Genomic DNA, 21796 nt, shown 5'->3' with positions numbered 1-21796 from the left:
CTTGCGGTGTCCGGATCGGTCACGGTGGCCGAGCTTAACCGGCGCAAACAGGCAATGCGATACTGCGATGATGCCCACCGTCGCCGCCTCGCTGAGCGTCGAAGACGCCGTCAACCGGCGCCGTGGCGACCTCGTCGAGCTGTCGCACTCCATCCACGCCGAGCCTGAGCTGGCTTTCGCCGAGTTCCGCAGCTGCGCCAAAACGCAGGCTTTGGTGGCCGAGTACGGCTTCGAGATGACGGCCGCGCCCGCTGGGCTGGAGACCGCGTTCCGGGCGTCGTACGGAAGCGGACCGCTCGTGGTCGGCATCTGTGCCGAGTACGACGCTCTGCCGGAGATCGGGCATGCGTGCGGACACAACATCATCGCGGCCTCGGCGGTCGGCACCGCGCTGGCGCTGGCCGAGGTGGCCGACGAACTCGGGCTCACGGTGGTGCTGCTGGGTACCCCGGCCGAGGAGCTCGGCGGCGGAAAGGTGTTGATGCTCAACGCCGGAACGTTCGACGACATCGCCGCCACGGTGATGCTGCATCCCGGTCCGGTGGATATCGCCGCGGCCCGCTCGCTGGCACTGTCGGAGGTGACGGTCGATTACACGGGCCGGGAATCGCACGCCGCGGTGGCGCCGTACATGGGTGTGAATGCCGGTGACGCGGTCACTGTCACCCAGGTGGCCATCGGGTTGCTGCGTCAGCAGCTGCTGCCGGGGCAGATGGTGCACGGCATCGTGACTCTCGGTGGCCAGGCCACCAACGTGATTCCGGGCCGCGCGGAGCTGCGCTACACCATGCGGGCGACCGACATGACGGCCCTGCACGAGCTGGAGGGCCGGATGGCGGGGTGTTTCTCGGCGGGGGCTGTCGCGACGGGGTGCACGCATCAGGTCAGTGAAACCGCACCCGCCTATGCCGAGCTGTTGCCCGACCCCTGGCTTTCGGAGACCGTCCGGGCGGAGATGGTGAATTTCGGTCGGGAACCGCTCCCGGCGAGTGTGGAAGCCAGCGTGCCGATGGGCAGTACCGACATGGGCAACATCACCCAGGTGATGCCGGGCATTCATCCGGTCATCGGCATCGACTCCGGCGGCGCCGCCATCCATCAGCCCGCGTTCGCCGCGGCGGCTGCGGGACCGAGTGCTGACCGGGCCGTGGTAGAAGGGGCAATCATGTTGGCCCGCACCGTCGTTCGGCTCGCGGAGACTCCTGTCGAACGGGATCGGGTGTTGCAGGCGCAAGAGAGGCGGGCGGCATCATGACTGCGGTGAACCTTGCTGGGATCGCCGACAGCTGGCTGGCTGCCCACTACGACGAGCTGGTGTCCTGGCGCAGGTACTTGCATGCTCACCCCGAATTGGGCCGTCAGGAGTTCGCCACCACCGACTTCGTCGCCAAACACCTCGCCGAGGCCGGGCTCAACCCGAAGGTTCTGCCCGGTGGAACCGGCCTGACCTGTGACTTCGGTCCAGAGGACGGTCTGCGGGTCGCACTGCGGGCAGACATGGACGCGCTGCCGATGGCCGATCGGACCGGGGCGCCGTACGCGTCGACCGTGCCGAACGTCGCGCACGCCTGTGGACACGACGCCCACACCGCGGTGCTGCTGGGCACCGCGATGGCGCTGGCGTCGGCGCCGGAACTTCCGGTCGGGGTCCGGCTGGTCTTCCAAGCCGCGGAGGAGCTGATGCCCGGTGGGGCGATCGACGCCGTCTCCGCCGGGGTGCTCAACGGGGTGTCGCGGATCTTCGCGCTGCACTGTGATCCGCGGCTGGCTGTCGGCCGCGTGGCCACCAAGCCGGGGCCGATCACGTCGGCGGCAGATTCGATCGAGATCACCCTGCACTCGCCGGGTGGCCACACGTCGCGGCCGCACCTGACCGGTGACCTGGTGTACGGGCTGGGCGCCCTGATTACCGGATTGCCCGGGGTGTTGTCGCGGCGCATCGATCCGCGGCACAACACCGTGATGGTGTGGGGTGCGGTCAACGCCGGTGTCGCCGCCAACGCTATTCCGCAGATCGGCACCTTGGCCGGCACCATCCGCACCGCGAGTCGGGAGACCTGGCTGACGCTGGAATCGATTGTCCAAGAGGTTGTTTCGTTTTTACTGGCACCTCTGAACATCGAGCACACCCTCAACTACCGGCGCGGCGTGCCACCGGTGGTCAACGAAGAGGTGTCCACCCGCATCCTCACCCACGCGATCGAGGCCGTCGGCCCCGACGTGCTCGCCGACACCCACCAGTCGGGCGGCGGCGAGGATTTCTCCTGGTATCTGGAGGAAGTGCCCGGCGCGATGGCGCGGCTCGGGGTGTGGAGCGGCCAAGGGCCCCAGCTTGATCTGCACCAGCCGACCTTCGACCTCGACGAGCGTGCGCTCGGTGTCGGCGTGCGCACGCTGGTCAACATCGTCGCCGCGTCGTCCTGCTAGTCCTGCCCACTCGCACCGCGAGCGTGTGCGTCTGTCACCCGACACACCGTGTTCCCTCGACATTTTGAGCACCTTCGCGAAAACCTGATCCCCGCGAATCTATCCACAGGCCGTCACTCATCCACAATTGAGCGCTGCCGCCTTCCGTAAGTCGGTTTCGGTGTCGACGCTCGTCGACATGAACCCGCAACTCATCGAGCTCTTCGATGCCCAGGGTGGCGTCGCCACCAGTGGACAGATCCTCAGCCTGCTCACTCGGTACGCTTTCGACCACGCAGTCGATACCGGTGTGCTGGAACGGATTTGGCAGGGCATCTACTGCCTGGGTGAACCGACCGATGGTCTGCGTCTCCGCGGGCTGGACCTGTCCTGTGGCCGTAAGGTGGCCGTTTGCCTCGGCACCGCCGCCGCGATACACGGATTCGACACAGAACACCCTCCGGACCTGCATGTCCTCAATCCGCCATGCGGTCAACTGCGATCGGTGGACGGATTGATCGTGCATCGCCGCGACGGCGCTCCATTGACATTCGTCGACGACAGATACACGACCGCTCCCGCATGGACCGCCGTCGAGGTGGCGCGGGCTCTGCGTCGCCCGCGGGCGCTGGCGACCCTGGATGCCGCGCTGCGCAGCGGGACGTGCACCCGCACCGGGCTTTGGCAGGCTGCCATCGCGCAGGCCGGGCGGCGGGGGATCGTCAATGTCCGGAATCTGATCGCGTTGGCCGACGCGCGTGCTGAGTCACCGATGGAGAGCGAGGCGCGCCTGGTCATGCTCGATGGTGGTCTTCCGACGCCTGAGCTGCAGTACGAGATCGTTGACGGCAACGGCCAGCCGAGAAGGCTCGACTTCGCGTGGCCCGAGCACCGGGTCGCGGTCGAGTACGACAGCCTGGATTGGCACGGCAACCCCGACGCGCTACGTGACGACCGGAGGCGTACCGCAGCGTTGATGGCGATCGACTGGATCGTCATCGCGATCGTGTTCGAGGACGTGCGTCACCGGCAAGGAGAGATGGTGGCGCGGATCAATGCGCAGTTGAGTCACGCTCGCGCGGCGTGAGGGTGCGCACAGTGCTGACGAAATGCGGCGTGGCGGACGACAGACGCGCACGCTCGCGGTGCAGGGGAACCAGCTATGGACCGATGTTGCGGGCGGGCCGGGTGCGCAGGCCGTGCACGTAGGCGGGCGGCGCGCCGGCGATCTCCGCGGCGTCGGCCATCACACCGAGGTAGCGCGCCGAGGGCAGCCCGCCCTCCCACGCGTCGACCACGTACAGCCAGGCCAGGATGGGATCGGTGTTGGTGTCCGACGACAGCCGGTCCACGCGGCACCGGATCTTCTTGTGGAAGCCGAGCTCCGATCCCTCCCACCGGTCCAGCGACAGCTCGTCGGCGGGGGTCATGTCGTAGAGGACCACGAACACCTTCGACAGCGGATCCTCGACAACGGTGGCCAGCGCACCCTCCCAGCCGATGTCCTCACCGCCGAAGGTCAACCGCCACCCGTGCAGCCACCCTGTTCCCGCCATGGGGGAGTGCGGAGCCCGCTCGAGCATCTGCTCTGGATGCATGTTGGACCCGTAGGCGGCGTACAGCGGCACGGTAAGACAGCTTAATGCGCGAAGTTCGTTAGGTTGGTCCGGTGGCAACCCGCATCGTGATCATCGGAGGTGGCCCCGCCGGCTACGAGGCGGCGCTGGTCGCCGCTGCGCGCGGCCCGCATGTCGCCCAGGTCACAGTTGTCGACAGCGACGGCATCGGCGGCGCCTGCGTGCTGTGGGACTGCGTGCCGTCGAAGACGTTCATCGCGTCGACCGGCGTGCGAACCGAGCTGCGCCGCGCGCCCGACCTCGGCTACTCGCTGGATTTCGAGCAGGCCAAGATTTCCTTGACGCAGATCAATGCGCGGGTCAAGACGCTGGCGACGGCGCAGTCCGCCGACATTGCCCAGCGGCTGCGCAGCGAGGGCATCGATGTCATCGAGGGCCACGGGGAGTTGATCGACGACCGTCCGGGCATGGCCCAGCACCGCATCAGGGTCACCGGTGCCGACGGCCGGGTCAGTCAGTTGACCGCCGACGTGGTGTTGATCGCGACGGGTGCAAGCCCACGCGTGTTGCCGAATGCCGTGCCGGACGGCGAACGCATCCTCAACTGGCGTCAGCTCTACGATCTGCAAACCCTGCCCGAGCACCTCATCGTGGTCGGTTCCGGTGTCACGGGTGCCGAGTTCGTCAACGCCTACACCGAACTGGGTGTCACGGTGACCGTGGTGGCCAGCCGCGACCAGATCCTGCCGCACGAGGACTCCGACGCGGCGGCTGTGCTGGAGGACGTGTTTTCCGAGCGTGGGGTCACCCTGGTCAAGAATGCCCGGGCCGAATCCGTCACCCGCACCGACACCGGCGTCCGGGTGACCATGGCCGACGGGCGCACCGTCGAGGGCAGTCACGCGCTGATGACGGTCGGTTCCGTGCCCAACACCAGTGGGCTCGGCTTGGACCGTGTCGGTATCGAACTGGGCCCGGGTAAGTACCTCACCGTCGATCGGGTGTCACGAACCACGGTGCCGGGCATCTACGCGGCCGGGGACTGCACCGGCCTGCTGCCCCTGGCCTCGGTGGCCGCCATGCAGGGCCGCATCGCGATATACCACGCGCTGGGCGAGGCCGTTGCGCCGATCCGGCTGCGTACAGTGGCCGCCGCGGTGTTCACCCGGCCCGAGATCGCCGCGGTCGGGGTTCCGCAGGCCAAGATCGACGACGGTTCGGTGCCGGCCCGCACCTTGACCCTGCCGCTGAACACCAATGCCCGAGCCAAGATGTCCAGCCTGCAGCACGGCTTCGTCAAGATCTTCTGCCGCCCCGCGACCGGCGTGGTGATCGGCGGCGTGGTGGTCGCGCCGATCGCCTCGGAGCTGATCCTGCCGATAGCGCTGGCCGTGCAGAACGGCATCCCGGTCGCCGAGCTGGCCCAGACGTTCTCGGTGTACCCGTCACTGTCCGGTTCGATCACCGAGGCCGCGCGCCAGCTGATGAGACATGACGACTTGGACTGAACTCGGGCCGCGCCGAACCGTGGCGGCAAGCAAATGCCGACCGGGCCACGTAGCCTAGGCACCGTGACTGACCCGATCTCAGCACCGGGCGACGGGCAAACCCTCCTCGGACCCGAACAACGCGCACAAGCCTGGCAGCAATTGAACAGCGAACAGTTCGACGTCGTCGTCATCGGCGGAGGTGTGGTCGGGGCGGGCGCGGCATTGGACGCCGCGACGCGCGGCCTGAAGGTCGCTCTGGTCGAGGCCCGGGACTTTGCGTCGGGCACGTCCAGCCGCAGCTCGAAGATGTTCCACGGCGGTCTGCGGTACCTGGAGCAGCTGGAATTCGGCCTGGTGCGCGAAGCCCTCCACGAGCGCGAACTGAGCCTGACCACCCTGGCCCCGCATCTGGTCAAGCCGTTGCCGTTTCTGTTTCCGCTGACCAACCGGTGGTGGGAGCGGCCATACGTGGCGGCCGGAATCTTCCTCTACGACCAGCTGGGCGGCGCGAAATCCGTTCCGGCGCAGAAACATCTGACCAAGGCCGGGGCCCTTCGGCTGGCTCCCGGGCTCAAGCGCAGCTCGCTGATCGGCGGAATCCGCTACTACGACACCGTCGTCGACGACGCCAGGCACACGATGACCGTGGCCCGGACCGCGGCGCATTACGGCGCGGTGGTGCGCACGTCGACGCAGGTGGTCGCGCTGCTGCGCGAGGGTGACCGGGTCACCGGTGTGGTGGTGCGCGACTCGGAGAACGGCGCCGTCACCGAGGTCCGCGGCCATGTGGTGGTCAACGCAACCGGCGTGTGGACCGACGAGATCCAGGCGCTGTCCAAACAACGCGGCCGGTTCCGGGTGCGGGCCTCCAAAGGTGTGCACATCGTGGTGCCGCGCGACCGCATCGTCAGCGAGGTGGCGATCATCCTGCGCACCGAGAAGTCGGTGCTGTTCGTCATCCCGTGGGGCACGCACTGGATCATCGGCACCACCGACACCGACTGGAATCTCGATCTGGCCCATCCGGCCGCCACCAAGGCGGACATCGACTACCTCCTGAGCCACGTCAACACCGTGCTGGCCACGCCGCTCACCCATGACGACATCGACGGCGTGTACGCCGGGCTGCGTCCGCTGTTGGCCGGCGAGAGTGAGGAAACCTCCAAGCTCTCCCGTGAGCACGCTGTCGCGGTGCCGGCTCCGGGGCTGGTCGCGATTGCCGGCGGCAAGTACACCACCTACCGCGTCATGGCCGAGGATGCGATCGACGCGGCGGCCGAGTTCATTCCCACCCGGGTGGCGCCGTCGATCACCGAGAAAGTGCCGCTGATGGGTGCCGACGGATATTTCGCGCTGATCAACCAGACCGAACATGTCGGCGCGCACTACGGTCTGCATCCGTACCGGGTGCGTCATCTGCTCGACCGGTACGGCTCGCTGATCGGTGAGGTGCTCAAGATGGCAGATGGTCGCCCCGAGTTGCTGGAGCCGATCTCCGAGGCGCCCGTGTACCTGAAGGTGGAAGCCTGGTACGCCGCAGCGGCCGAGGGCGCGCTGCATCTGGAGGACATTCTGGCCCGCCGCATGCGGGTCTCGATCGAGTACCCGCACCGCGGGGTGGCGTGTGCCCGCGAGGTCGCCGAAGTCATTGCGCCGGTGCTGGGTTGGAGCGCCGAGGACGTCGACCGTGAGGTCGCCACGTATCTGGCGCGGGTCGAGGCCGAGGTGCTGTCGCAGACCCAGCCCGACGACGAGTCCGCCGATGCGCTGCGTCAGGCCGCACCCGAGGCCCGCGCCGAGATCCTCGAGCCCGTGCCACTCAATTGAGAAGGCCGGCGCCACTGCCGGTCCGAGAGGGCCTCGGCCCGGCGCGGCTGCGGCTGTGGGGCGGCAATGTGCTCGACGAACTGCAGACGCGGTTCGGTATCGGTGCGAAAGTGCTTGCCGGAGAAGTGGTTCGGCCCGACGGCGCGGTGGTCGATGCGACGACGGTGCTGCCCGCAGGGGCGCACGTGTACTTCTACCGCGACCTGCCCGACGAGACGGTGGTGCCGTTTGACATTCCGGTGCTGTACCGCGACGACAATGTCGTCGTCGTCGACAAACCGCACTTCCTGGCCACCATGCCTCGCGGTGGACACGTCGCGCAGACCGCGCTGGTGCGATTGCGCCGAGAGTTGAACCTGCCTGAGCTGAGCCCGGCGCACCGGCTGGACCGTCTCACTGCCGGCGTGTTGCTGTTCACCGCCCGCCGCGAACTCCGCGGCCGCTACCAGACGCTGTTCGCCCAGGGTGCGGTACGCAAGACGTATCTGGCCCGCGCGCACGGAACGCCGAACATCGCACTGCCCGTCATGCTGCGCAGCCGGATCATCAAGCAGCGCGGACGTTTACAGGCTTTCGAGGAGCCCGGTGAACCCAACGCCGAGACCTTCGTCGAGGCACTCGACGGCGGTCTCTACCGGCTGACCCCGCACACCGGGCGTACGCATCAGCTGCGTGTGCACATGGCTTCTCTCGGCGTGCCGATTCTCGGTGATCCGTTGTACCCCAACGTGATCGACGTGGCACCCGACGACTTCAGCGCGCCACTGCAGCTGCTCGCGCACCGCCTCGAGTTCGACGACCCGGTGACAGGCCGTCTCCGGGAGTTCATCAGCCGCCGCACCTTGTGACGGCAGGTCAGTTGCGGCCGGGTCCGGTGCCACCCGCGGCGATCACCGCACGATTCTGAGCGGCGACGGCCGCGACGTCGACCTTCACCAGCCGACGGTCATAGCTCAGGTAGCCGTTCACCTCGTTCTCGACATCGGTTGTCTGCGTGTAGATCGCGCCGGACAGGCCACCCACACGAACCTGCCGTTCGAGATCCCGGCCGATCTCGAGATAGCGCCTGGTCAATTGTGCTTGGTCGCTGGTCATTTCGTAGGACTCCGGCGGACCTGGCCACCGATTGCCGGGAAGCACCAGCCCGAGCCCGCCGTACTCGCCGATCATGGCCGCCCGGCCGTCGTGCACGGCGGTAGCGCCCGGTCCGACATAGGTGTGGTCGTCGTAGATGTCGCCGGCACCGCTGTCGGGGCGCGATTTACAGCAGTTGACCCCGCTCTCGGCGTCGACCAGCCGGGTCGGATCCTGGGCCTTGACGTGATTGGCGATTCGCGCGGTGTCGTATTCTCCCCAGCCCTCGTTGAACGGCACCCAGCCGATGATCGAGGTGACGCTGCGCAGCTGGTCCACGATCCGCGACAGCTCCTTCTCGAATTGCACTTTCGCATCGAGAGGCGGATCGGGGTCAGGGCCCCACGGGCCGCCGATCGGCACGCCCAGAGACGGCATGTCCTGCAACACCATCAAGCCCAATTTGTCGGCCCAGTAGTACCACCGGGCCGGCTCCACCTTGGCGTGTTTGCGAACGGTGTTGAGCCCCAGCTTCTTTATCTGTTCGAGGTCCGATCTCAGGGCATCGTCGGTGGGCGCGGTGTAGATCCCGTCAGGCCAGTACCCCTGATCCAGAACGCCTTGCAGGAAGGTGATCTGGTTGTTCAGAGCGATGCGCGGGCGGCCCTGCGCGTCCCGCACGAGGCCGATGGTGCGTAGCCCGCCGTAGCTGGAAATCTCGTCGACCATCTTGCCGGACCGGTTGATCAGCCAAACCTTGATGTCGTACAGGTAGGGATCGTCGGGCGTCCACAGATGCGGTGCGGATACCTGCACCCGAACCGTGTCCCCGGGCTTGCCGGATGCTCGGGCAACCTCGCGGCCGTTGCGCGTGGCGACGGACACCACGACGCGCCCGGGATCCGGCCCGGTGATGGCGGGGGTGACGGCGAAGCCGGTCAGGTCCGGCGTGATGTCCAGTTTGCCGATGTGCGTCGCACGCACCGGCTCCATCCACACGGTCTGCCAGATGCCCGATGCGCCGGTGTAGGTGAGCCCGTGCGGCTGGTTGCGTTGCTTGCCGACCGCGTACGGGCTGTTCTCGTTGCGGTCCTCGACCCGCACGGACAGGTTCTGCGGGCCGGGCCATTGCAGGGCATCGGTGATGTCCACGGTGAAACTGGTGTAGCCGCCCTCGTGATAGCCGACCTGACGGTTGTTCACCCAGACGGTGGCGACCTGGTCGACGGCACCGAAGTGCAACAACACCCGCCGGCCCCACCAGGTGCGTGGGATTTTCAGTGTCTTGTGATACCACATCTGGTCGTCGTGACGCTGGATACCGGACAGCGCGGACTCCGTGGGATAGGGCACCAGGATCCGCTCGTGATAATCGTTCGGTGCCGGAGGGTTTGGTGCTGACCGGCGCGCGTAGTCCCAGCCGCCGTTGAGGTTCCGCCAGTGTTTGCGGGCCATCTGCGGGCGTGGGTAGTCGGGGAGCGCGTGCGCCGCATCGACCGATTGCGTCCACGGTGTGGACAGGGGCGGCTGCCGATGCTGCCAGCTGTCGACCGCGTGCGCGGGTGCGGCGACCACGATGATGCCGATCCACAGCACAAGAACTGTCACCATGAGCCCTGCCGGCCCAGCGCCGCGATACCACGCCCGTGCGCCGGCGTTCATGATCGTTCCCCCACAGATCTACGGTCAGTACTCGAGCTCAGCAACACTACTGTGTCGTGCCGGCCCCGCCGCGACTCGACTGTCGATGGGTGAATCGACGGCACGGCGTCGTTCGTTACAGCACCAACCGTACCTGCTGTCCTACCTGAGACGACGCGGTGACTCGGACGGCTAGTGGTATCGAATCACCAAGCGCAGTAACCGGTTTCCTGGAGAAAATGGGTGAAGTCACTGGTCAACGTCAGTGGATTCGTCTGACGTCGGACTGTGATTCTCGGCTAACTTTCGCTGTGCCAGCCTTGAACGCCCACTGCGATCATGCGCAGTTGTTTGACCGCGGTGCGGTGGATCGCATCGACAGACTGGGCGTCGGCTGCGTCGTCCAGGGCCTCGGCGATCGAGATCATCGCGTTGACGAACAGATTGGCCAGGATGTTGAGGTCCTCGCTGCTCCAGTCCGTCAGACCCGGGTAGCGGGCCAGGTCGATTGCGAGTTCTGAAGTGATCAACCGGATCTCGGTGCGGATGGCGTAGCGCAACACCGAGACGCCGCTGTTGCGTTCGCGGGAGATGAAGCGCCAGTGCTCACGGCGCTCGTTGACGCTGCCGATGAGGATGTCCGCTGACGACTCGATGAAGTGGTGTGGGTCGAGCTTGCCCGCACGGGCGCCGCGCAGCATGTCGCGCAAGGAGCGGAACGACTCGTCGATGAGCACGAGGCCGAGTGCGTCCATCGAATCGAAGTGCCGGTAGAACGCAGCGGGCACGATGCCCGCCTCGCGGGTCACCTCACGCAGGCTCAGCGAGCTGAAGCTCTGATCCTCCAGCAGCTTGAGTGCCGCGGCGATGATGGCTCGACGGGTGGCCTGTTTGCGTTCGTCCCTGGACAGCACGTCCCGCGAACGTGCTGGTCGCGATGATTCCGCTCGTCGTGTTCGTGAATTAGGCGTACGGTTGTTCACTGATGTGAAGTGTAACACAACCAGTAATTTTAGCGTTGACAGGCCCCGTGTTACCGGCGGTACCGTGTACATATGTTCACTCAAACTCTGACAGCGGGAGTTCGCCGGAGAGTGTCCAGCTCGTCACTGGTGAACCTGCTTACCGGGCCGCACGGTGTGGATCGCTACACCGAGCTGGTCGAACCGACTTGGACGCGCGGCGATGCCCGCGCCAAGGTAATCGCGGTGCGGCGCCAGACACCGCGCAGCGTGACGCTGACCCTGGAACCGAACGACGCGTTCACCGGATTTCGGGCCGGCCAGCACATCAACCTGTCGGTCGAGATCAACGGGCGGCGTCGCACGCGGTGCTATTCGCCCGCCAGCGCCGAGCGTGCCGGATCGATCGAGCTGACCATCGGCCGCCACGACGGTGGTCTGGTGTCCACCTACCTATGCGACCACGCCTACCCGGGCATGGTGCTGGGGCTGGACTCCGTCGGCGGCGACTTCGTGATGCCGGCCGTACGGCCCCGGCGCATCCTGTTCGTCTCCGGCGGCAGCGGTATCACCCCGGTGCTGTCGATGCTGCGCACCTTGCACACCGAAGGCTTCACCGGTGAGGTGGCCTTCGTCCATTACGCGCGCACGGCCGACGAGGCCTGCTACCGGTCTGAGCTCGCGGCGATGCGCGGTGTCCGGGTGCTGCGCGGATATACCCGGACCACCGGCGGTGCCGCTCTTGACGGCCATTTCGGACCCGCGCATCTGGCCGCGGCGTTCCCTGGGACTGCACCCGACGCGGTCTATGTTTGCGGCCCAGCGGCGCTTGTCGACGCTGTCCGCGAGCTGTGCCCGGATGCGCAATCCGAGAGCTTCGTACCGCCGATGTTCGCGGTGCCCGCCGAAGCGACCGGAGGTGCCGTCTCCTTCACCAACAGCAACATCACGGTGACAGACGACGGCCAACCGCTGCTGGTGCAGGCCGAGGCCGCAGGCCTGACGCCGGAAAGTGGTTGCCGCATGGGCATCTGCCACAGCTGCACCCGATTCAAGACCCGTGGTGCCGTGCGCAACCTCATCACCGGCGCGGTGTCCAGCGCCGACTGCGAAGACATCCAGATCTGCGTTACCGCCCCGGTCGGTGACGTCGCCATCGATCTCTGACCCGAAAGGAACAGTCATGTCGGACAATATTTCCCGTCGCTCCGCTCGCCCCGAGAAGAAGATCTACAGCCTCACCCCCGAGCAAGCCGACGCGTTCGGCGCCGAACTCGATGCCATCCGCGAGCGCGTGATCGCCGATCTCGGTGAGCGTGACGCCACCTACATCCGCAACATCATCAAGACCCAGCGCAAGCTCGAAGTCGGCGGCCGCGCACTGTTGTTCGCCTCGATCTTCCCGCCGTTCTGGTTGGCCGGTACCGCCATGCTGGGCATCGCGAAGATCCTCGACAACATGGAAATCGGCCACAACGTCATGCACGGCCAGTACGACTGGATGGGCGATCCGGCCATCTCCAGCAAGGCATTTGAGTGGGATACCGCATGCCCGGCCGACCAGTGGCGGCACTCGCACAACTACATGCACCACACTTACACCAACATCGTCGACATGGACCGCGACATCGGTTACGGCATCCTGCGGATGAGCGAAGACCAGAAGTGGTCGCCGTACTACCTGGGCAATCCGGTCTACGCCTTCTTGCTGATGGTGTTCTTCCAGTACGGCGTGGCATTGCACGAACTGGAAACCGAGCGCATCCGGTCCGGCGAGATCAGCATCGCCGACAAGAAGGATGTGCTGCGCGGCATCTGGGCGAAGACCAAGCGCCAGACACTCAAGGACTATGTGGCCTTCCCGCTGCTGGCCGGACCATTCGCGCCGTTTGTGTTCGCCGGCAACATGACCGCGAACCTCATGCGCAACGTGTGGTCCTACATGATCATCTTCTGCGGGCACTTCCCGGAAGGCACCCAGGAGTTTTCCATCGAGGAAACTCAGAACGAGTCTCGCGGGCAATGGTACTTCCGGCAGCTGCTCGGTTCGGCAAACCTGACCGGCGGCAAGCTGTTCCACATCCTCAGCGGCAACCTGTCCTTCCAGATCGAGCACCACTTGTTCCCCGACATCCCGGCCCACCGGCACGCCGAGATCTCCGTCGAGGTCCGCGAGATCTGCGAACGCTACGGCCTGCCCTACAACACGGGCCCGCTGCACAAGCAGTTCGGTACCGTCGTCCGCAAGATCGTGCGGTTGGCCTTCCCGTGGGGTGGCGGCGGAAAGGACACCCAACCCGAGGTGGTCGATTCCGTCGCCGAGTCGGTGGTGGACGTGGTGACCGAGCAGGTTGTTGAAGCGACGGCGGAACGCGAACTGGTGCTCGTGCCCTGACGTCGCACGCTTTTATTGCCATGCGGGCGGAGCCGGGATACTGGCTTCGCCCGCATGGTGTTTCGCGCACAAACTGCACTGCAGCAGCACGGTATCGAGCAACCGGCCGTGTTTGAAACCGACCGCGCGCAGCCGCCCGGCGTCGACGAAACCGTGTTTGCGATGCAGTGCCAGCGATGCGGCCGCGTCGCCAGTGTCGACGATCACCGCGATGACCTCACGGATCCCCGCCGCAGCGCAGCCGTCGAGCAGCGCCGTCATCAACATGCCGCCGACACCGCGGCCGGTGGCTTCAGGTGCCAGATAGATCGAGTCCTCCACGGTGTGGTGGTACGCGGGTCGCGTCTTCCACGGCGCGCAGTAGGCATAGCCGATAACGGTGTCGTCGAATATTGCAACAACAAACGGCAATTCGCGCTCGCGGACAGTGTGCAGCCGACGGTCCCATTCGGCCCGGTCCGGTGCGGTCAGCTCGAAGGTGGCTACCCCGGTCTGGACGTGGTGGGCGTAGATGGCGCCGATCGCGTCCAGGTCCGCAGAAGCGGCCGGACGGACGGTGATGGCGTTGACCATAACGTCCCAATCTAGCTACGGGTCATCGATGGGTTCGTGTCGCTGCGTGACGGTCATGCGGCTGGATGACCGCCGGGACCCACACCACCGTCGGTCGTCTGCACGATGCGGTAGGACGGGTCTGTCATGAAGATCGGCTGGTTGCCGGATCGTCGGGCCTTGCCGGTGACCTGAACCAGTTGGCCGGGTTCGACGTCGTCGCCGCGGTGACCGCGCCCGAGGGTGATCCGCAGTTCCCCGGTGTCGTCGCCGATGACGACGATGCGGACCCGCTTGCCCTGCTTCTGGACGTCATCGACCTCGTTCACGCGTCCTTCGACCATCGCCCGGTGTCCGGGGATCAGGCCGTCGATCGCGACCGCCATCGGTGGCGGCTCCGGATGCTCGTAGGCGTCGGCGCGTTCTTGGTCAGCCTGGGTGACGCGGGCTTGAACCTTTTCGACTCCGCGGGTGATGCGTTCCTCGAACAGGTCGGGGAACGCCTGCCGGATACGCGACTGCACGTCATAGGGCACGATGGTGGCCGCCGCGTCGGGGACGTGGCTGATGGCGCGGGCGATCCTGTCGGCGGTCCGGTCGTGCAGCAAGCGCCCCAGCAGCGGAGCGTAGCTCCGCCTGGGCAACAGGACGGTGACGTTGGCGTTGTGGTACTGGTCCCGGGCGGCGGCCACCAACTCCACAGCGGTGCGGGTCAGGCGACGGTCGGGGCAATCCACCACCCGCAGGGGGATATCGAATCTGTAGTATTCCCAACGCTTTCGCACTTGCTCGGCGTGCGCGGCGTCGATCATGATGTGCACCGCGGTCAACTGATCGGCACGCAATCCGCGCCCGTACCGCAGCGCCTCGATCACCGCGAGATCGACGGCGTTGACCAACACCAACACGATGTGCCGGGCGTACTTCGTCACCTCCGACCGATCGGCGTGGAGCTTCTCCAGAATCGCGGCCTCGGCCCGGTATTCGCGGTTCAACCGCATCAGCACCCACACGAGAAGCGGGAAGACCACGACGACGAGCCAAGCCCCCTCGGTGAACTTTGCGACCGCGAAGATCCCGACGACGACGGTCGACACCACGGCGGCTGAGAGGTTGATCGCGAGCTTGTACCGCCAGCCTCGCTCTCTTTGTGTCAGATGGTGTTTCGTCATTCCGTAGCCGGCCATGGCGAACCCGGTGAACACACCGATCGCGTAGAACGGCACCAGGGCGTTGACAGACCCGCCGGTGGCAACGAGCAGCGCGACGGACAACGCGGTGAGCACGATGATCCCGTTGGAGAACACCAGGCAATGTCCCCGCTTGGTCAGCTGCCGCGGTAGGAAGCGATCTTCGGCAACGAAGCTGGCCAGCGCCGGGAATCCATTGAAGCTGGTGTTCGCGCCCGTGAACAGGATCGACGCGGTCGCGATCTGGAGGAGAGCGTAGCAGGTGCTGCCGATCGGCCCGGCACCGAAAACGACGCGTGCCTCCTCGGACAACACCGACGGATATCCCGCCGCGTACGGCGCCGAATGCGTGGCGTAGGCGAGGTAAGACACTCCTCCGACGAGGAAGGCGAGTATGCAGGCCATGACCGTGAGCACCTTGCGTGCGTTGGCGCCCTGCGGCTTTCGGAAAAAGCTCACGGTGTTGGAGATCGCCTCGACTCCGGTCAACGACGATCCACCGTTGGCGAATGCTCGCAGCAGCACCAGAATCGATGCCCCCATCACCAGGCCGTCGGCCTGATGGATCTCGACCAGGCCCGTCATGTGCTGCGGATCGTAGGTCGGCAGATCACCGAAGAGTGCACGGGCAACGCCGACCACGATCATCAACGTCATCATGGTGATGAAGAAGTAGGTCGGAATGGCGAACGGTCGGCCGGCTTCGCGCAGCCCGCGCAGGTTCGCGTAGCACATGACGATGACGACGCCGACCGTGATCTCGAGGCTGTAGGGCCCGAGCAGGCGCAGCGCCGACGCCACCGCGACCGTGCCCGCAGCCGCCTGCACCGCAACGGTCACCACATAGTCGATCAGCAGGGCGGCCGCGGCGATCTGCGCGACCCGCGGACCAAAGTTCTCGCGCGCAACCACATACGAGCCGCCGGCACGCGTGTAGGCCATCACCACCTGGCGATACGAGGCCGCCACCAGAACCAGGATCACCAGGATCACTCCGGTGATGGGCAACAAGAGCGTGAAAGCGGCCAACCCGGCGAACGGCATCAGCTCGATCAAGATCTCCTCGGTGCCGTAGGCGCTCGACGAGATGGCGTCGGGCGACAACACTCCCAGGGCAACCGAATTTGATAACTTCTCGGAACTCAGCTGCTCACTGACCAGTGGCTTGCCCAAGAACAGTCGCTTGAGCACATAGCCGACCGACTCGGGCACCCCGGCCCAGCCGCTCTGTATCGCCATGACCCGATTCTCATCCTCCGGTGGCGAACCTCGGGGTGGATTTGGGCTTCGCTGTAGCTGAAGATCCGCTGTGCATCGCACCATGGCAGCCTGTGCGGTCGAGTGGCCACTCAGCGAGTTGTCACACCTGGCAGCTCGGGCACCAATACGTCACGCGGTCGCCTGCACTGTCGGTCTCGATGAGGGTGCCGCAGCGTCGGCACGGTGCACCGGCCCGGCCGTACACCCATAGTTGGCGGCCGTTCCTGGTATCACCGGTGGTGGTCCGATTCCAGCGGGACCGATTGAGCCACAGCATGTCCCGGGCGCGCTGCACGACCCGCAGCGGGTCCTTCAGGGTGCCGACCGGTGTGGTGGGGCGACGCCCGAAAACGAAACACAGTTCATTGCAATAGACGTTGCCGACACCGGCCATCACCCGTTGGTCGAGCAAGGCCGCCGCCAGCGACCGGGCCGGGTCGGCGGCCAGATTGGCTGCTGCGGTGCGGGGCTCCCAGTCGGAGCCCAACAGGTCGGGTCCGAGGTGTGCGACGGCGTCCATATCGCGGTCCCGATCCAGCACTTCCAGTACCCCCAGGTCGATGCCGGTGGCTCGACTGTCGTTGGTTTCCAGCACAATCCGAATCCGGTGTGGTGCACCACCACCGGTCCACCCGATCTTCCAGCTGCCTTCCATCTTCAGATGTGAGTGGATGCTGGCCGCACCTACCCGGATGAACAGATGCTTGCCACGGCTGAGCACTTCATCGACGACGTCGCCGGTCAGGTCCACCGCGGCATAACGCGGTACACGGATGTCGCAGCGCGTCAACGTCTTTCCTGCCAGTGCGCTGCGCAGCACCGCGGCGGTGTGGAAAACGGTGTCACCTTCGGGCATGACCTATTGAACCGCTCTAGTATCGAACTGCCTAACGCAGTCGCAGCCCGCGCGGCGTCCGGGCGAAGCCCGCTCCGGTCAGCGCATCCTGCACCACGCTGCGTTCCTCGTCGATGCCCGGGTCGAGCACGGCGGTGCCGTTGACGCGTTCCACCAGTAACGACGGTACCCGGCCCGAGCTGACCAGATCGGCCAGTGCCGCGGCGGCGGCCCGCTGCGCGTCGGTGTTGGAGCCGAAACTGAGCAGCGATTTCCCGCCGCGCTCCAGGAACCACACGAGCTGTCCGTCCACCAGTGCCACCAGTGCGCCGGCCTTGCGGCCGGGCCGGTGGCCGGACCTGCCGTCGTCAGGCCAGCCGAGCGCGGCCCCATAGGGGTTCGCCGGGTCTGTCGCGGCGAGCACGACCGCGTGGTATTCGGGACGCTGGGGATCGACGCTGTCCAGGTAGGACCGTAACCGGTCGACGGTTGAGGCCGCGGCGAACTGTGCGCCACCCAGCGACTCGACAAAGTATCCGCGCTGGCACCTCCCGGCCTCCTCGAAAGCGCTCAGCACTTTGTAGAGGGTGGCGAAGCCGCCCGGCACACCCTCGGCGTTGACCGCGCCCTTGGTGAGCACGCCATGCCGATTCAGCAGCAGTTCTGCCTGGAAATGCGCCCGCACCGTCGAATCGGGTTCCGCGCCGGGCAAGGCCGACCACCGCCCGGACACGGTCGGATCGGCGGGCCGGGCCTGCGGGCGGGCCACGCTGTAGCGGCTCAGCCGCGGCGGGCGTTGCCGCTGCCGGTGCGCAGGGGTGCCACCGCGTCGCGGGCCCGACAGCCCCGCCAAGACCGCGCGCACCGGAGCAAACGTGTCCCCGGTGACCCACCCGGCCCAAATAAGTTCCCACAGAGCAGTTTTCAGCTCATCTGCGGGCACTCCTTCGGCGAGCTGTCGAAAGAAGTAGGCTCCGCCGCCACCCAGGGTCTCCATGATTGCGCGGTGGGTATCGGTGAACTCGATCTCGGTGGGCGCGTACAGCGTCAACGGCACAGTCTCGGCCTGGTGGAACGCGATCCACCCGTCACCACCACCGATCTGCCCGACGCCCGACCATATGACCTCACCGGAGGCCAGCAGCTCGTCGAGCATGGCGGGCTGGTAGTCGCGCACCCGTTGGCCGAACACCAGCGACTCCACGGCCGAGGCGGGTATTGGCACCCCGGCGAGTTGGTCGATCACCGCGGCCAACCCGTCGACACCGCTGCCGTGCGAGGATCCGACGTGCTGCCAGGCCGGCAGGAACCGCGCGTAGGCCGCGGTGGACACCGGCTCCACCTGGGCCCGCAGCGCCGCCAGCGACCGGCGGCGCAGGATTTTCAGCACCTCGGCGTCGCACCATTGATCACCGGCCAGGTCGGTGACGAACTCGCCGCGCACCATGCGGCCGTCGACCGCCATCCGGCCCAGTACGTCGGCGGTGACCCGCAGGCCGAGGCCGAACCGGGCGGCGGCGTCGGTAGTCGTGAACGGGCCGCGGGTGCGGGCATAGCGCCCCAGCAGGTCGCCGAGCGGATCGGCCACCGATTCGGTGAACGCGGCGGGCACACCGATCGGCACCGGCACTCCGATGCCATCGCGAAGCAGACCGATGTCCTCGACAGCCACCCACCAAGCCTGACCGGCGAAGCTCACCGGCAGTGCCCGCTTGGCGGCGTGCAGACCGTCGAGCCAACCGCCGACGACCTCCGCAGTGCAGCGTTGGGCGATCTCGGCCTCGGTGAGCGGGCCGAGCAGCCGCAGCAGGTCGGCAACTCCCTCGGCATCGCGTGCGGCCCGATCCGGGGCCAGATGCTGTAGCTGAGCGGCGGTCGAGGCGATCACGGCCGGGTCGAGCAGTTCCCGCAGTTCGACCCGACCCAGCAGCTCGGAGAGCAGCATGGTGTCCAGTGCCAAGGCAGCGGCGCGGCGTTCGGCCAGCGGACTGTCACCTTCGTACATGAACGCGCCGACGTAGCCGAACAGCAGAGAAGCGGCGAACGGCGACGGCGTGGCGGTTTCCACCTCGACCACCCGAAGCCGACGCTGGGCCACCTTGCGCATGAGCTCGGTCAGCGCCGGCACGTCGTAGACGTCCTGCAGACATTCCCGGACCGCCTCGAGCACGATCGGGAAATCGGGGTACTTGCGCGCGATGTCGAGGAGTTGGGCGGCGCGCTGGCGCTGATGCCACAGTGGCGACCGTTTCCCCGGGTGGCGTCTCGGCAGCAGCAGGGCCCGTGCGGCGCATTCCCGGAACCGGGAGGCGAACAGTGCCGACCCGCCCACCTCGGCGGTGACGATCGAATCGATCTCATCGGCATCGAAGACGAAAAGATCGGCGCCGGGCGGGCTTTCACCGCCGTCGGGTAACCGCACGATGATGCCGTCGTCCGACGCCGTCGGCTTCTCGTCGATGCCGTACCGGTCGCGTAGCCGGCGACCGACCGCCAGCGCCAGCGGGCCGTGCACCCGCAACCCATACGGCGAGTGCAGGATCACCCGCCAGTCGCCCAGCTCGTCACGGAACCGCTCGACCACCAGGGAGCTCGCGCTGGGGACGATACCGGTGGCCTCCCTCTGCTCGCGCAGCAGCTGATACAAATTGTCCGTTGCATATCCGTCGAAACCCATTGCCCGGCAACGTTCGTCGAACGATTCTCGATCGAGTGCGGCAAGCTCGCCGGTGAACGCACCGACTGCCGCGCCCAGTTCGACCGGGCGGCCCATGCTGTCGCCCTGCCAGAAGGGCAGCCGAGCGGGCTGGCCCGGAGCCGGGATGACCAGCACGCGGTCGTGGGTGATCTCGGTGATGCGCCAACTGGTGGCGCCGAGCGAGATGACGTCGCCGGGACGCGATTCGTAGACCATCGTTTCATCGAGTTCACCTACGCGGGAAGGCTTTTCGGAATCGGTGGCCAGGTATACGGTGAACAGTCCGCGATCCGGGATGGCTCCGCCGGAGGTCACCGCCAACCGCTGGGCGCCGGGGCGGGCCGTCAGCGTGCCGGTGTCGCGGTCGTAGACCAGCCGGGGCCGCAGCTCCGCGAACTCGGTGGACGGATACTTGCCGGACAGCAGGTCCAGCGTCGCTTCGAATGCGCTGCGCGGCAGCGTGGCGAACGGCGCGCTGCGCCGCACCGCGTCGAACCAGCCCTCGGCGTCGAGTGGTTCGAGCGCGGCTGCTGCGACGGTGTGCTGGGCCAGCACATCGAGCGGGTTGGCCGGGACGCGCATGGTTTCGATCTCACCGGCCAGCATCCGCTGGACCGTCACCGCGCAGCCGATCAGGTCGGTGCGGTGTTTCGGGAACAGCACTCCTTGGGAGATCTCGCCGACCTGGTGGCCGGCGCGGCCGATGCGCTGCAGGCCGCTGGCCACCGACGGCGGCGCCTCCACCTGGATCACCAGATCCACCGCGCCCATGTCGATACCGAGCTCCAGACTGGAGGTCGCGACCACGGCGCGCAGCCGCCCGCTCTTGAGATCGTCTTCGACCTGGGCGCGCTGCTCCTTGCTCACCGATCCGTGGTGGGCCCGGGCCAACAGTGAGGGTGCGCCGTTGGCCTGACCGCTGGCCATCAGCTGTGCCGGAGCACCGCCACCGACCTGTGGGTTGCGGTCGAGTGGCAGTTCGATGCCGGTGCGTTCGGCGTGGATCTCGTTGAGCCTCGAGGTGAGCCGCTCGGCCAGACGCCGGGAGTTGGCGAACACGATCGAGGAGCGGTGCGCCTCGATGAGGTCGACGATGCGCTCCTCGACATCGGGCCAGATGCTGTTGTTGTCCAGATGAGCCATATCCGGCACCGGGACCTGCACCGTCAGGTCGAAGGTCTTGCTGGCCGGGGGAGCGACGATGGTGATCGGGGCCGCACCGGACAGGAATCGCGCGACTTCTTCCGGTGGCCGCACGGTCGCCGAGAGCCCGATCCGCTGGGCGGGCCTGTCCAACAACTGGTCCAGCCGTTCCAGCGAAAGTGCCAGGTGCGCACCGCGTTTGGTGGCAGCCACGGCATGCACCTCGTCGACGATGACGGTCTGCACGGTGGCCAGCGTGTCCCGCGCCGCCGAGGTGAGCATCAGAAACAGTGACTCGGGGGTGGTGATCAGGATGTCGGGCGGTTTGGCGATCAGGGCGCGGCGCTGGTTGGGCGGGGTGTCCCCGGAGCGCAGGCCGACGCTGATCGACGGCGCGGGCAGGCCCTGGCGTTCTGCGACGCGGGTGATCCCGGTCAACGGCGTGCGCAGGTTGCGCTCGACGTCGACGGCCAAGGCCTTGAGCGGGGACACGTAGAGCACCCGGGTACCGGGGCCTGTGGCGGCGGTCTGTTGCTCGAAGGCCAGCCGGTCGATCGCCCACAGAAAGGCCGCCAACGTCTTGCCCGATCCCGTCGGTGCAATGACCAGGGTGTTGTTGCCCTCGGCGATGGCAAGCCAGGCCTGTGCCTGCGCGGCCGTCGGCGCCGGAAACGCCGTCGCAAACCACTCCCGGGTCAGCGGGCTGAACCGGGTCAGCGGATCGGGCGGGGCCATCCACCCATACT

At 66.8% G+C, this 21796-nt stretch carries 15 protein-coding genes; 8 read left to right on the top strand and 7 right to left on the bottom strand.

Going from position 1 to position 21796, the window contains the following annotated elements; all coding sequences use genetic code 11:
• Window positions 1–70: 70 nt before the first annotated feature.
• From H276_RS0111440 to H276_RS0111430, 3 genes are all read left to right on the top strand, one after another.
• Window positions 71–1255, top strand: a complete 1185-nt coding sequence (locus H276_RS0111440) for a M20 family metallopeptidase (RefSeq protein ID WP_026356869.1) — start codon at window positions 71–73, stop codon at window positions 1253–1255.
• Window positions 1256–1260: 5 nt separating this feature from the next.
• Window positions 1261–2427, top strand: a complete 1167-nt coding sequence (locus H276_RS0111435; protein WP_196807891.1) for a M20 family metallopeptidase — start codon at window positions 1261–1263, stop codon at window positions 2425–2427.
• A 178-nt stretch (window positions 2428–2605) separates the two neighbouring features.
• Complete coding sequence (locus H276_RS0111430) at window positions 2606–3493, top strand: type IV toxin-antitoxin system AbiEi family antitoxin domain-containing protein (protein WP_026356868.1); 888 nt, start codon at window positions 2606–2608, stop codon at window positions 3491–3493.
• Between the two features lie 73 nt (window positions 3494–3566).
• Here H276_RS0111430 and H276_RS0111425 read toward each other — a convergent pair whose 3' ends face one another.
• Complete coding sequence (locus tag H276_RS0111425) at window positions 3567–4034, bottom strand: gamma-glutamylcyclotransferase (protein WP_019971445.1); 468 nt, start codon at window positions 4032–4034, stop codon at window positions 3567–3569.
• Between the two features lie 41 nt (window positions 4035–4075).
• Here H276_RS0111425 and H276_RS0111420 point away from each other — a divergent pair, with 41 nt between their 5' ends.
• The 3 genes from H276_RS0111420 to H276_RS0111410 all read left to right on the top strand — a co-directional run bounded on the left by H276_RS0111420 (window position 4076) and on the right by H276_RS0111410 (window position 8148).
• Window positions 4076–5491: an NAD(P)H-quinone dehydrogenase gene (locus H276_RS0111420; RefSeq protein WP_019971444.1), complete on the top strand. Its 1416-nt coding sequence runs from the start codon at window positions 4076–4078 to the stop codon at window positions 5489–5491.
• Between the two features lie 63 nt (window positions 5492–5554).
• A complete protein-coding gene (locus H276_RS0111415; protein WP_019971443.1) occupies window positions 5555–7300 on the top strand; it encodes a glycerol-3-phosphate dehydrogenase/oxidase in 1746 nt (581 codons plus the stop codon).
• Window positions 7297–8148, top strand: a complete 852-nt coding sequence (locus H276_RS0111410) for a pseudouridine synthase (RefSeq protein ID WP_026356867.1) — start codon at window positions 7297–7299, stop codon at window positions 8146–8148. Before H276_RS0111415 ends, H276_RS0111410 begins: the two co-directional genes overlap by 4 nt.
• 7 nt (window positions 8149–8155) lie before the next feature.
• On the opposite strand, the gene H276_RS0111405 is transcribed toward H276_RS0111410, so the two are convergent.
• Both H276_RS0111405 and H276_RS0111400 read right to left on the bottom strand, forming a co-directional pair.
• A complete protein-coding gene (locus H276_RS0111405) occupies window positions 8156–10036 on the bottom strand; it encodes a glycoside hydrolase family 2 protein (protein WP_019971441.1) in 1881 nt (626 codons plus the stop codon).
• A gap of 278 nt (window positions 10037–10314) precedes the next feature.
• Window positions 10315–10998 carry a TetR family transcriptional regulator gene (locus H276_RS0111400; RefSeq protein WP_026356866.1) on the bottom strand — a complete coding sequence of 228 codons (684 nt, stop codon included), beginning with the start codon at window positions 10996–10998 and terminating at the stop codon, window positions 10315–10317.
• Between the two features lie 72 nt (window positions 10999–11070).
• Between H276_RS0111400 and H276_RS0111395 the strand changes: the two genes are divergently transcribed.
• Both H276_RS0111395 and H276_RS0111390 read left to right on the top strand, forming a co-directional pair.
• Window positions 11071–12144, top strand: a complete 1074-nt coding sequence (locus H276_RS0111395) for a ferredoxin reductase (protein WP_026356865.1) — start codon at window positions 11071–11073, stop codon at window positions 12142–12144.
• A 16-nt stretch (window positions 12145–12160) separates the two neighbouring features.
• Window positions 12161–13372: an acyl-CoA desaturase gene (locus H276_RS0111390; protein WP_019971438.1), complete on the top strand. Its 1212-nt coding sequence runs from the start codon at window positions 12161–12163 to the stop codon at window positions 13370–13372.
• Window positions 13373–13384: 12 nt separating this feature from the next.
• Here H276_RS0111390 and H276_RS0111385 read toward each other — a convergent pair whose 3' ends face one another.
• From H276_RS0111385 to H276_RS0111370, 4 genes are all read right to left on the bottom strand, one after another.
• The gene (locus tag H276_RS0111385) at window positions 13385–13945 is read right to left on the bottom strand and encodes a GNAT family N-acetyltransferase (protein WP_019971437.1); all 561 of its coding nucleotides are present in this window, start codon (window positions 13943–13945) and stop codon (window positions 13385–13387) included.
• 53 nt (window positions 13946–13998) lie between these two features.
• Window positions 13999–16353, bottom strand: coding sequence for an amino acid permease (locus tag H276_RS22875; RefSeq protein ID WP_019971436.1), 2355 nt, complete (start codon window positions 16351–16353; stop codon window positions 13999–14001).
• A 121-nt stretch (window positions 16354–16474) separates the two neighbouring features.
• Window positions 16475–17230, bottom strand: a complete 756-nt coding sequence (gene nei2, locus H276_RS0111375; RefSeq protein WP_019971435.1) for an endonuclease VIII Nei2 — start codon at window positions 17228–17230, stop codon at window positions 16475–16477.
• A gap of 31 nt (window positions 17231–17261) precedes the next feature.
• Window positions 17262–21785 (bottom strand): ATP-dependent helicase, encoded by a 4524-nt coding sequence (locus H276_RS0111370; RefSeq protein ID WP_019971434.1) that lies wholly within the window; start codon window positions 21783–21785, stop codon window positions 17262–17264.
• Between the last annotated feature and the right edge of the window lie 11 nt (window positions 21786–21796).

Origin of the sequence: Mycobacterium sp. 141 (genome assembly GCF_000382405.1) — a bacterium.
Classification (GTDB): Bacteria; Actinomycetota; Actinomycetes; order Mycobacteriales; family Mycobacteriaceae; genus Mycobacterium.
Note: the sequence above shows the minus strand (reverse complement) of the source record. Positions and strands in the feature narration are given on the sequence as shown.